Annotated in this window: 6 protein-coding genes, 2 tRNA genes and 2 rRNA genes; 4 read left to right on the forward strand and 6 right to left on the reverse strand. The window is 55.2% G+C overall.

The genetic code is table 11. The features are described 5' to 3' along the window. Positions 1-2 precede the first annotated feature (2 nt). The 6 genes from HKK54_RS09895 to HKK54_RS09920 form a co-directional block, all read right to left on the reverse strand. A 23S ribosomal RNA gene (locus HKK54_RS09895) occupies positions 3-2,896 on the reverse strand. A 246-nt stretch (positions 2,897-3,142) separates the two neighbouring features. Next, positions 3,143-3,218, reverse strand: a tRNA-Ala gene (locus HKK54_RS09900). Positions 3,219-3,248: 30 nt separating this feature from the next. After that, positions 3,249-3,325 (reverse strand) — tRNA-Ile (locus HKK54_RS09905). 83 nt (positions 3,326-3,408) lie between these two features. Beyond that, positions 3,409-4,945 (reverse strand): 16S ribosomal RNA (locus HKK54_RS09910). The 16S and 23S rRNA genes sit together here with 2 tRNA genes alongside, the layout of an rRNA operon. A gap of 640 nt (positions 4,946-5,585) precedes the next feature. Next, positions 5,586-6,806 carry a CaiB/BaiF CoA transferase family protein gene (locus HKK54_RS09915; RefSeq protein ID WP_169386703.1) on the reverse strand — a complete coding sequence of 407 codons (1,221 nt, stop codon included), beginning with the start codon at positions 6,804-6,806 and terminating at the stop codon, positions 5,586-5,588. A 13-nt stretch (positions 6,807-6,819) separates the two neighbouring features. Next, complete coding sequence (locus HKK54_RS09920) at positions 6,820-8,001, reverse strand: acyl-CoA dehydrogenase (RefSeq protein WP_010168706.1); 1,182 nt, start codon at positions 7,999-8,001, stop codon at positions 6,820-6,822. Positions 8,002-8,158: 157 nt separating this feature from the next. Between HKK54_RS09920 and HKK54_RS09925 the strand changes: the two genes are divergently transcribed. The 4 genes from HKK54_RS09925 (at position 8,159) to HKK54_RS09940 (ending at position 12,398) form a co-directional block, all read left to right on the forward strand. Next, a complete protein-coding gene (locus HKK54_RS09925; RefSeq protein ID WP_169386704.1) occupies positions 8,159-9,058 on the forward strand; it encodes a LysR family transcriptional regulator in 900 nt (299 codons plus the stop codon). 446 nt (positions 9,059-9,504) lie between these two features. Continuing rightward, the gene (locus tag HKK54_RS09930; protein ID WP_169386705.1) at positions 9,505-10,626 is read left to right on the forward strand and encodes a Re/Si-specific NAD(P)(+) transhydrogenase subunit alpha; all 1,122 of its coding nucleotides are present in this window, start codon (positions 9,505-9,507) and stop codon (positions 10,624-10,626) included. A 15-nt stretch (positions 10,627-10,641) separates the two neighbouring features. Further along, positions 10,642-10,962: an NAD(P) transhydrogenase subunit alpha gene (locus HKK54_RS09935; protein WP_003220416.1), complete on the forward strand. Its 321-nt coding sequence runs from the start codon at positions 10,642-10,644 to the stop codon at positions 10,960-10,962. Then, positions 10,962-12,398 (forward strand): NAD(P)(+) transhydrogenase (Re/Si-specific) subunit beta, encoded by a 1,437-nt coding sequence (locus HKK54_RS09940; RefSeq protein WP_010168698.1) that lies wholly within the window; start codon positions 10,962-10,964, stop codon positions 12,396-12,398. Before HKK54_RS09935 ends, HKK54_RS09940 begins: the two co-directional genes overlap by 1 nt. The last annotated feature ends 104 nt before the right edge of the window (positions 12,399-12,502 follow it).

Raw genomic sequence — 12,502 nt, forward strand, 5'->3', positions numbered from 1 at the left:
ATATGGTCAAGCCTCACGGGCAATTAGTATTGGTTAGCTCAACGCCTCACAGCGCTTACACACCCAACCTATCAACGTCGTAGTCTTCGACGGCCCTTCAGGGAACTCAAGGTTCCAGTGAGATCTCATCTTGAGGCTAGTTTCCCGCTTAGATGCTTTCAGCGGTTATCTATTCCGAACATAGCTACCCGGCAATGCCACTGGCGTGACAACCGGAACACCAGAGGTTCGTCCACTCCGGTCCTCTCGTACTAGGAGCAGCCCCTCTCAAATCTCAAACGTCCACGGCAGATAGGGACCGAACTGTCTCACGACGTTCTAAACCCAGCTCGCGTACCACTTTAAATGGCGAACAGCCATACCCTTGGGACCGGCTTCAGCCCCAGGATGTGATGAGCCGACATCGAGGTGCCAAACACCGCCGTCGATATGAACTCTTGGGCGGTATCAGCCTGTTATCCCCGGAGTACCTTTTATCCGTTGAGCGATGGCCCTTCCATACAGAACCACCGGATCACTAAGACCTACTTTCGTACCTGCTCGACGTGTCTGTCTCGCAGTCAAGCGCGCTTTTGCCTTTATACTCTACGACCGATTTCCGACCGGTCTGAGCGCACCTTCGTACTCCTCCGTTACTCTTTAGGAGGAGACCGCCCCAGTCAAACTACCCACCATACACTGTCCTCGATCCGGATAACGGACCTGAGTTAGAACCTCAAAGTTGCCAGGGTGGTATTTCAAGGTTGGCTCCACGCGAACTGGCGTCCACGCTTCAAAGCCTCCCACCTATCCTACACAAGCAAATTCAAAGTCCAGTGCAAAGCTATAGTAAAGGTTCACGGGGTCTTTCCGTCTAGCCGCGGATACACTGCATCTTCACAGCGATTTCAATTTCACTGAGTCTCGGGTGGAGACAGCGCCGCCATCGTTACGCCATTCGTGCAGGTCGGAACTTACCCGACAAGGAATTTCGCTACCTTAGGACCGTTATAGTTACGGCCGCCGTTTACCGGGGCTTCGATCAAGAGCTTCGCGTTAGCTAACCCCATCAATTAACCTTCCGGCACCGGGCAGGCGTCACACCCTATACGTCCACTTTCGTGTTTGCAGAGTGCTGTGTTTTTAATAAACAGTCGCAGCGGCCTGGTATCTTCGACCGGCATGAGCTTACGGAGCAAGTCCTTCACCCTCACCGGCGCACCTTCTCCCGAAGTTACGGTGCCATTTTGCCTAGTTCCTTCACCCGAGTTCTCTCAAGCGCCTTGGTATTCTCTACCCAACCACCTGTGTCGGTTTGGGGTACGGTTCCTGGTTACCTGAAGCTTAGAAGCTTTTCTTGGAAGCATGGCATCAACCACTTCGTTAACTAAAAGTTAACTCGTCATCAGCTCTCGGCCTTAGAATCCCGGATTTACCTAAGATTCCAGCCTACCACCTTAAACTTGGACAACCAACGCCAAGCTGGCCTAGCCTTCTCCGTCCCTCCATCGCAATAACCAGAAGTACAGGAATATTAACCTGTTTTCCATCGACTACGCTTTTCAGCCTCGCCTTAGGGACCGACTAACCCTGCGTCGATTAACGTTGCGCAGGAAACCTTGGTCTTTCGGCGTGGGTGTTTTTCACACCCATTATCGTTACTCATGTCAGCATTCGCACTTCTGATACCTCCAGCAAGCTTCTCAACTCACCTTCACAGGCTTACAGAACGCTCCTCTACCGCATCATCCGAAGATGATACCCGTAGCTTCGGTGTATGGTTTGAGCCCCGTTACATCTTCCGCGCAGGCCGACTCGACTAGTGAGCTATTACGCTTTCTTTAAAGGGTGGCTGCTTCTAAGCCAACCTCCTAGCTGTCTAAGCCTTCCCACATCGTTTCCCACTTAACCATAACTTTGGGACCTTAGCTGACGGTCTGGGTTGTTTCCCTTTTCACGACGGACGTTAGCACCCGCCGTGTGTCTCCCATGCTCGGCACTTGTAGGTATTCGGAGTTTGCATCGGTTTGGTAAGTCGGGATGACCCCCTAGCCGAAACAGTGCTCTACCCCCTACAGTGATACATGAGGCGCTACCTAAATAGCTTTCGAGGAGAACCAGCTATCTCCGAGCTTGATTAGCCTTTCACTCCGATCCACAGGTCATCCGCTAACTTTTCAACGGTAGTCGGTTCGGTCCTCCAGTTAGTGTTACCCAACCTTCAACCTGCCCATGGATAGATCGCCCGGTTTCGGGTCTATTCCCAGCGACTAGACGCCCTATTAAGACTCGCTTTCGCTACGCCTCCCCTATTCGGTTAAGCTCGCCACTGAAAATAAGTCGCTGACCCATTATACAAAAGGTACGCAGTCACAGAACAAAGTCTGCTCCCACTGCTTGTACGCATACGGTTTCAGGATCTATTTCACTCCCCTCTCCGGGGTTCTTTTCGCCTTTCCCTCACGGTACTAGTTCACTATCGGTCAGTCAGTAGTATTTAGCCTTGGAGGATGGTCCCCCCATATTCAGACAAAGTTTCTCGTGCTCCGTCCTACTCGATTTCATGACTAAGAGATTTTCGCGTACAGGGCTATCACCCACTATGGCCGCACTTTCCAGAGCGTTCCGCTAATCTCAAAGCCACTTAAGGGCTAGTCCCCGTTCGCTCGCCACTACTAAGGGAATCTCGGTTGATTTCTTTTCCTCAGGGTACTTAGATGTTTCAGTTCCCCTGGTTCGCTCCATACACCTATGTATTCAGTGTAAGGTAACCATCTTATGATGGCTGGGTTCCCCCATTCAGACATCTCCGGATCAAAGTCTGTTTGCCGACTCCCCGAAGCTTTTCGCAGGCTACCACGTCTTTCATCGCCTCTGACTGCCAAGGCATCCACCGTATGCGCTTCTTCACTTGACCATATAACCCCAAGCAATCTGGTTATACTGTGAAGACGACATTCGCCGAAAATTCGAATTTCTCAACTAAGAGAACTCACAAATTTTACCTTAGCCTGATCCGTTACCAGTGAAAGTAACGTTCAGTCTATCTTTCTATCACATACCCAAATTTTTAAAGAACGATCTAATCAAAGACTAGAAATCAACATTCACCATCGCATTGATGGAATGCTCATTTCTAAGCTTTCATGACAGAAGCAGTTAGTGGTGGAGCCAAACGGGATCGAACCGTTGACCTCCTGCGTGCAAGGCAGGCGCTCTCCCAGCTGAGCTATGGCCCCGTATTTCTACAGGCGTTTCCCACACAAAATTGGTGGGTCTGGGCAGATTCGAACTGCCGACCTCACCCTTATCAGGGGTGCGCTCTAACCAACTGAGCTACAGACCCAATTTCGGGCTGCTTCTTTATCGTCTTCTTCAATGAATCAAGCAATTCGTGTGGGAACTTATGGAGCAGCTGATGTCGTCGATTAAGGAGGTGATCCAGCCGCAGGTTCCCCTACGGCTACCTTGTTACGACTTCACCCCAGTCATGAATCACACCGTGGTAACCGTCCTCCCGAAGGTTAGACTAGCTACTTCTGGTGCAACCCACTCCCATGGTGTGACGGGCGGTGTGTACAAGGCCCGGGAACGTATTCACCGCGACATTCTGATTCGCGATTACTAGCGATTCCGACTTCACGCAGTCGAGTTGCAGACTGCGATCCGGACTACGATCGGTTTTCTGGGATTAGCTCCACCTCGCGGCTTGGCAACCCTCTGTACCGACCATTGTAGCACGTGTGTAGCCCAGGCCGTAAGGGCCATGATGACTTGACGTCATCCCCACCTTCCTCCGGTTTGTCACCGGCAGTCTCCTTAGAGTGCCCACCATTACGTGCTGGTAACTAAGGACAAGGGTTGCGCTCGTTACGGGACTTAACCCAACATCTCACGACACGAGCTGACGACAGCCATGCAGCACCTGTCTCAATGTTCCCGAAGGCACCAATCTATCTCTAGAAAGTTCATTGGATGTCAAGGCCTGGTAAGGTTCTTCGCGTTGCTTCGAATTAAACCACATGCTCCACCGCTTGTGCGGGCCCCCGTCAATTCATTTGAGTTTTAACCTTGCGGCCGTACTCCCCAGGCGGTCAACTTAATGCGTTAGCTGCGCCACTAAGAGCTCAAGGCTCCCAACGGCTAGTTGACATCGTTTACGGCGTGGACTACCAGGGTATCTAATCCTGTTTGCTCCCCACGCTTTCGCACCTCAGTGTCAGTATCAGTCCAGGTGGTCGCCTTCGCCACTGGTGTTCCTTCCTATATCTACGCATTTCACCGCTACACAGGAAATTCCACCACCCTCTACCATACTCTAGCTCGTCAGTTTTGAATGCAGTTCCCAGGTTGAGCCCGGGGATTTCACATCCAACTTAACGAACCACCTACGCGCGCTTTACGCCCAGTAATTCCGATTAACGCTTGCACCCTCTGTATTACCGCGGCTGCTGGCACAGAGTTAGCCGGTGCTTATTCTGTCGGTAACGTCAAAACAGCAAAGTATTAATTTACTGCCCTTCCTCCCAACTTAAAGTGCTTTACAATCCGAAGACCTTCTTCACACACGCGGCATGGCTGGATCAGGCTTTCGCCCATTGTCCAATATTCCCCACTGCTGCCTCCCGTAGGAGTCTGGACCGTGTCTCAGTTCCAGTGTGACTGATCATCCTCTCAGACCAGTTACGGATCGTCGCCTTGGTGAGCCATTACCCCACCAACTAGCTAATCCGACCTAGGCTCATCTGATAGCGCAAGGCCCGAAGGTCCCCTGCTTTCTCCCGTAGGACGTATGTGGTATTAGCGTCCGTTTCCGGACGTTATCCCCCACTACCAGGCAGATTCCTAGGCATTACTCACCCGTCCGCCGCTCTCAAGAGAAGCAAGCTTCTCTCTACCGCTCGACTTGCATGTGTTAGGCCTGCCGCCAGCGTTCAATCTGAGCCATGATCAAACTCTTCAGTTCAAACATCTTTGGGTTTTTAAGAAACCCTAAACTTGGCTCAGCAATCGTTGGTTACATCTTTGATTTCTCGCGGAGTAACTTGTGATGCTGATAATCTTGTTGACTATCAGTCTGACTCCACAAGCACCCACACGAATTGCTTGATTCAGTTGTTAAAGAGCGGTTGGTTAAGATCTTTCGTCTCAACCGAGGCGCGCATTCTACAGCAGCCTCATTTGCTGTCAAGTGATTATTTTTAGAAGTTTTCAAAGTTTCCTTTGTAACTTCAACCACTTGCGCTTCCGATCTCTCGTTAGCGGGAGGCGAATTCTACAGCGTTACACGCTGCTGTCAACACCTCTTTTTCTCCGCTTTCGACCGAGAAGATCGAACCGTTAATAGAGCCAAACTACACCGCTCTATCAACTCCTTCCAGGCTTCGATGATCTGAAGCAGCTCGCTGTCGAAACCTACATAACTCTTTGTTTACCAAGGAGTTTTCCGTTTCGACTGCGCCGGAAGTGGGGCGAATTATAGACTTCCAGAATCTGCCGTCAACCCTTAATTCAGGATTTCTATCAAATAGACATTCCTGGCTAAAAATCAACCAACTCCCCTCTATATAGAGAACTTAAACAGCCCTCTATATAGAAGGGAAGCTTCAGATGACCCCGGCACCCCTTAACGCCGACACACTCGCCGGCGTTAAACCCAGCACCTGCTGCAGGACCTGATGAGTATGCTCACCCAACAGGGGAGGCGCACTGCGGTATTCAACAGGCGTCTTGGACAGTCGCATAGGGCTCGCCACCTGGGGCACCATCCCCGCCAACGCATGAGGCAACTCCATCGCCAGCCCGCGCGCCTTTACCTGCGGGTCGGCAAACACCTGCGCCAAGTCATTGATAGGCCCGCACGGCACGCCCACCCGCTCCAACTGAGCCACCCATTCAGCAGTTGTCTTGAATACAGTCGCCTGGCGAATCAACGGGATCAGCGTTGCTCTGTTGGCCACCCGCAGCTTATTAGTCGCAAACCGCGGATCATCCGCCCACTGCTGATGCCCGGCCACCTCGGCAAACTTGCGAAACTGTCCATCGTTGCCCACGGTAAGAATGAAGTCGCCATCTGCCGTAGGAAAATCCTGGTACGGCACGATATTCGGATGAGCATTGCCCAAGCGCTTGGGAGGAACGCCCGTCGTCAGGTAGTTCATCGCCTGGTTAGCCAGACAAGCCACCTGCACATCCAGCAGCGCCATATCGATATGCTGACCACCACCATCATGATCCCGGTGAGCCATGGCGGCCAGAATCGCCACTGTCGAATAGAGCCCCGTCAGGATATCCGTCAGCGCCACGCCCACCTTGACCGGGCCGGCACCGTCTTCACCCTCGGGACGGCCAGTCAGACTCATTAACCCGCCAAGCCCCTGGATCATGAAGTCGTAGCCCGCCCGAGCTGCATAGGGCCCAGTCTGGCCAAACCCGGTAATCGAACAGTAGATCAACTCCGGATTGATCTCTTTGAGCGACTCATAGTCCAGCCCATAGGCCGCCAAGCCACCCACCTTGAAGTTCTCGATCAGAATGTCGGACTTCGCCGCCAGGTCACGTACCAGCTTCTGCCCCTCCGGCCGCGTAAAGTCGATGGTTACCGACTCCTTGTTACGGTTGGCCGACAGGTAATACGCCGCCTCAGTGGTGTTCTCCCCATACGCATCCTTGAGGAAGGGCGGCCCCCAGGCACGAGTGTCGTCTCCATTACCAGGCCGCTCGACCTTGATCACTTCAGCGCCAAGGTCCGCAAGTATCTGCCCGGCCCAAGGGCCCGCCAGCACTCGCGACAAATCCAGTACCCGCAGGTGCGATAGCGCGCCCATGGTCGCTCTCCTATTAATAGAACGCCTGAATACCGGTTTGCGCACGCCCCAGGATCAGCGCATGCACGTCATGGGTACCCTCATAGGTGTTCACCACCTCAAGGTTGACCAGGTGACGGGCAATGCCGAACTCATCGGAGATACCGTTGCCACCGAGCATGTCACGTGCCATCCGCGCAATATCAAGAGACTTGCCACAGGAGTTGCGCTTCATGATCGAGGTAATCTCCACCGCCGCCGTACCCTCATCCTTCATGCGACCCAACCGCAGGCAACCTTGCAGGGCGAGGGTGATCTCGGTCTGCATGTCTGCAAGCTTCTTCTGGATCAATTGGGTGGCCGCCAGTGGACGCCCGAACTGCTGACGATCAAGGGTGTATTGGCGCGCGGTATGCCAGCAGAACTCCGCAGCCCCCAATGCACCCCACGAGATACCGTAGCGCGCCGAGTTAAGGCAAGTGAAGGGACCTTTCAAGCCACGCACATCCGGGAAGATGTTTTCCTCAGGCACAAACACGTTATCCATGACGATTTCACCGGTGATCGAGGCGCGCAGCCCGACCTTGCCGTGGATCGCCGGAGCACTCAGGCCTTTCCAGCCCTTCTCCAAGACAAAGCCACGAATGTCGCCCGCATCGTCCTTGCCCCACACCACGAACACATCGGCAATCGGGCTGTTGGTGATCCACATCTTGCTGCCGGTGAGGCTGTAGCCGCCATCCACCTTGCGTGCACGGGTAATCATCGCGCCCGGGTCAGAGCCATGGTTAGGCTCGGTCAGACCAAAGCAGCCAATCCATTCGCCAGAAGCCAGCTTCGGCAGGTATTTCTGCTTTTGCGCTTCGGTACCGAATTCATTGATAGGCACCATTACCAGCGATGACTGCACACTCATCATCGAGCGGTAGCCGGAGTCCACGCGCTCGACTTCACGAGCGATCAGGCCGTAGCTGACGTAGTTCAAACCGCTGCCACCGTACTGCTCGGGAATCATTGCACCCAGCAGACCGGTCTCGCCCATTTCGCGGAAGATCGCAGGGTCGGTCTTTTCATGGCGAAAGGCTTCGAGCACACGCGGCGCCAGCTTGTCCTGGGCGAACTGCTCGGCGCTGTCGCGCACCATGCGTTCTTCTTCAGTGAGCTGTGAATCCAGCAGCAGTGGATCGATCCAGTTGAAGCTTGCCTTACCGCCCATGAGTGAGTCCTCGCGAAGTAAATCAAAAGTCGTGCATGGAGCCTAGGCCGGGCAGGCGAGGAGGGCAAACGAGGTTTTTGCATAGCCTTGTGCTAATTTCTCACTCCGAAACATAAAAAACCGCCATAGATGCTAGTTACTTGTGAGGCTACGGTACATGCGCAGAAAGATTCCCAGCACCACGGCCCTGGTCAGTTTTGAGGCGGCGGCCCGCCACGAAAGCTTCACCAAGGCTGCGCAGGAGCTTTCGATCACCCAAGGCGCAATCTGCCGACAGATCGCCAGCCTCGAAGAGTTTTTGAGTGTCGAGCTGTTTCGACGCTCGCGCCGAGGCGTGAAGCTGACAGAAGCCGGGCTTTCCTACAGCCGCCGGGTAGCCACTCAACTGGACGCGGTCGAGCGCGACACCTTGTCGGTGATGGGCCAGCAGGGCACCAACGTTATCGAACTGGCGGTAGTCCCCACCTTCGGCACCCAGTGGCTGATCCCGCGCCTCAAGGACTTTCAGCATCAGCACCCGGAGGTCACCGTCAACCTGACCAACCGCACGCGGCCGTTCCTGTTTGCCGACACCGAATTCGACGCGGCGATCTACTTTGGCGACGCCGACTGGTCCGGTACCGAATCCCACAAACTAATGGGAGAAAACCCGCTCCCTGTGTGCAGCCCGCGCTTGCTGGGTGAACGTACGCACTTCAGCGCGCAGGAAATCGCCGAACTGCCCCTGCTGCAGCAAACGACTCGCCCCTACGCCTGGCGCCAGTGGTTCAACGCGCAACAGCTGGACATACCCCGCGACATGACAGGCCCGCGTTACGAGCTATTCTCCATGTTGTCCCAGGCAGCCATGCACGACATGGGCATTGCACTGATCCCGCCGTTCCTCATTCAAAGGGAATTGAACGAAGGGCACCTGGTGATCGCAAGCCCCCAGGTACTGGCGAGTTCAAAGGCGTATTACTTGATGATTCCCGAGAGAAAAGTCGAATCGGCTTCTCTTCACGCGTTCAGAGACTGGCTGATCGATCAGTCACTGCGCTACAACCCCAATAGCTAAAGGCAAACGCTGGCTTATTGACTCTGTAGTCAGCAAATTAAAATACCTACATATGTATATATATGTCGCAATTTAGAAGACCGCATCTTTTGACGGTAAATCGGTCTTAAAGCCATACAGATATTGGCCTGTAGCCATAATGTGACAGCGATAGACAGCCATTCACATCAACCATGACGACAAGCCAATATTTTAGCTAAACCCCTTTAAATACCTGTATTTGAAAGAGTTATACCCAAGCATTGCGACAATCAGTCACAGGGTGACTTGTAGTTAATTTTTCGTCACCCGTCATAATCTCTTGAAGGCCGTAAAGTTCGCCTGCAAAATGCCGCGCCCCGCTGTATTTCAGCGGGATCGTGCTGATCGGCCGCCCAGATGCACCTCTTGCGGTGCACTGGCCTTTTACAAAAATCAAAGCAAAAAGATCATGCAGGAGATTTGACGTGCACATTGGTGTTCCTCTCGAAACCCAGACCGGTGAAACGCGGGTGGCTGCCACCCCGGAAACCATCAAGAAGCTGATCGGCCAGGGCCACAAGGTCACTGTGCAAAGCGGGGCAGGCATCAATGCCAGTGTCGTCGACAGTGCCTATGAAGCGGCAGGCGCAACCATTGGCAACGCCAGCGAGGCATTCGGCGCCGAACTGATTCTCAAGGTCGTAGCCCCGAATGACAGTGAACTGACGCTGATCAAAAGCGGCGCTGTGTTGGTGGGCATGCTCAATCCGTTCAGCAACGAAACCATCACCCGACTGGCCGAGCATGGCATCACGGCCTTTGCCCTTGAGGCCGCACCGCGTACCTCCCGAGCGCAAAGCCTGGATGTGCTGTCTTCCCAGGCGAACATTGCCGGCTATAAGGCCGTGTTGCTCGCCGCCCATCACTACCCACGCTTCATGCCAATGTTGATGACCGCCGCAGGCACGGTGAAAGCCGCTCGCGTGCTGATCCTCGGCGCGGGCGTAGCAGGGCTGCAGGCGATTGCTACCGCGAAACGTCTGGGCGCAGTCATCGAAGCGTCCGACGTGCGGCCGGCCGTAAAGGAACAGATCGAGTCCCTGGGTGCCAAGTTCGTCGACGTGCCCTACGAAACCGATGAAGAGCGCGAATGCGCCGTCGGTGTTGGCGGCTACGCACGTCCGATGCCCACCAGTTGGATGCAGCGTCAGGCCCTGGCCGTGCACGAGCGCGCCAAGCAAGCCGACATCGTCATCACCACTGCATTGATCCCGGGCCGCAAGGCGCCAACCCTGCTCAGCGCCGAGACCGTCGCACAGATGAAGCCAGGTTCGGTGGTCATCGACCTCGCGGCAGCCCAGGGCGGCAACTGCCCACTGACCGTGGCAGACCAGGTGGTCGTGGAAAACGGAGTGACCATCTGCGGCCCGACCAACCTGGCAGGCGCCGTCGCAGCCGATGCCTCGGCGTTGTACGCGCGCAACCTGCTGGACTTCCTGAAGCTGGTCTTCAACAAGGAAGGGCAGTTTGAAATCAACCTCGAAGACGACATCGTCGCCGCGTGCCTGATGTGCCGCGACGGCCAAGTCATCCGCAAAAACGCCTAAGCAGGGATTCAGACGATGGAAGAGCTTATCTCCCCCGGTATCTACAACCTGATCATCTTTGTGCTGGCAATTTATGTCGGTTACCACGTGGTCTGGAACGTCACCCCAGCCTTGCACACCCCGCTGATGGCCGTGACCAACGCAATTTCGGCGATCGTAATCGTCGGCGCCATGCTGGCGGCCGCACTCACCGTGACACCGCTGGGCAAGACCATGGGCACCCTGGCCGTGGCCCTGGCTGCGGTCAATGTATTCGGCGGCTTCCTGGTTACCCGCAGGATGCTTGAGATGTTCAAGAAGAAAGCCCCGAAAGCAAAAGAAGAGGCGCCGAAGTAATGAGCATGAATCTGGTTACGACGCTCTACCTGATCGCGTCGATCTGCTTTATCCAGGCCCTCAAGGGCTTGTCACACCCAACCACTTCGCGGCGCGGCAACCTGTTCGGCATGCTCGGCATGGCGCTGGCAGTGCTCACCACCGTGGGCCTCATCTATAAGCTCGGCGCGGAGCTGGCGACTGCCGGCATCGGGTACGTCATCGTTGGCCTGCTGGTCGGCGGCACCGCCGGCTCGATCATGGCCAAGCGCGTAGAAATGACCAAGATGCCGGAACTGGTGGCGTTCATGCACAGCATGATCGGCCTCGCTGCGGTGTTTATTGCCATTGCCGCAGTCGTGGAGCCGCAATCTCTGGGCATCGTCAAACACCTGGGGGATTCGATCCCTGCCGGTAACCGCCTGGAGCTATTCCTTGGTGCTGCCATCGGTGCGATTACGTTCTCCGGCTCCGTCATTGCCTTCGGCAAGCTGTCGGGCAAGTACAAGTTCCGCCTGTTCCAGGGCGCACCGGTACAGTTCGGCGGTCAGCACAAGCTGAATCTGGTGCTGGGCCTGCTGACCCTGGGCCTGGGCCTGGCCTTCATGCTCACCGGAAACCTCAGCGCATTCGCATTGATGCTGGCCCTGGCGTTCGTACTGGGCGTGCTGATCATCATCCCGATTGGTGGCGCCGACATGCCAGTGGTCGTCTCGATGCTGAACAGCTACTCCGGCTGGGCGGCGGCGGGTATCGGTTTCTCGCTGAACAACTCGATGCTGATCATCGCCGGCTCCCTGGTGGGTTCAAGCGGCGCGATCCTCTCGTACATCATGTGCAAGGCGATGAACCGTTCCTTCTTTAATGTGCTGCTCGGCGGTTTCGGCAACACGGCAGACGCCGCGGGCCCCGCGGGCTCTAAAGAAGCTCGCCCGGTGAAGTCCGGTTCGGCTGATGACGCAACCTTCCTGCTGACCAACGCGGACACCGTGATCATTGTCCCGGGGTATGGCCTGGCGGTGGCACGGGCGCAACATGCGCTGAAAGAGCTGACCGAGAAGCTGACCCATCGCGGCGTGACCGTGAAGTACGCGATCCACCCGGTTGCCGGCCGCATGCCCGGCCACATGAACGTACTGCTGGCCGAGGCAGAAGTGCCTTACGACCAGGTGTTCGAGATGGAAGACATCAACTCCGAGTTCGGCCAGGCCGACGTGGTGTTGGTGCTCGGCGCCAACGATGTGGTCAACCCGGCCGCCAAGAATGATCCCAAGTCGCCAATCGCGGGGATGCCGATTCTCGAAGCGTTCAAAGCCAAGACCATCATCGTCAACAAGCGCTCCATGGCCAGCGGCTATGCCGGCCTGGACAACGAACTGTTCTACCTGGACAAGACCATGATGGTCTTCGGCGACGCCAAGAAGGTCATCGAAGACATGGTCAAAGCCGTCGAATAAACACTGCGCCAGCGCAATACCCAAAACCCTGGCCTTTAGTAGGCTGGGGTTTTTTATTGCCGGTAAAAAACCGACAAAAGGCTCTAAATCGCTGCCTGGCATTC

The organism is Pseudomonas sp. ADAK13 (assembly GCF_012935715.1).
Lineage (GTDB): Bacteria > Pseudomonadota > Gammaproteobacteria > Pseudomonadales > Pseudomonadaceae > Aquipseudomonas.

Bases quoted from the DNA above. Each gene is read 5' to 3' on its own strand.
- HKK54_RS09915 (WP_169386703.1), bottom strand. From the start codon at position 6,806: ATGGGCGCGCTATCGCACCTGCGGGTACTGGATTTGTCGCGAGTGCTG.
- HKK54_RS09920 (WP_010168706.1), bottom strand. From the start codon at position 8,001: ATGGGCGGTAAGGCAAGCTTCAACTGGATCGATCCACTGCTGCTGGAT.
- HKK54_RS09925 (WP_169386704.1), top strand. From the start codon at position 8,159: ATGCGCAGAAAGATTCCCAGCACCACGGCCCTGGTCAGTTTTGAGGCG.
- HKK54_RS09935 (WP_003220416.1), top strand. From the start codon at position 10,642: ATGGAAGAGCTTATCTCCCCCGGTATCTACAACCTGATCATCTTTGTG.
- HKK54_RS09940 (WP_010168698.1), top strand. From the start codon at position 10,962: ATGAGCATGAATCTGGTTACGACGCTCTACCTGATCGCGTCGATCTGC.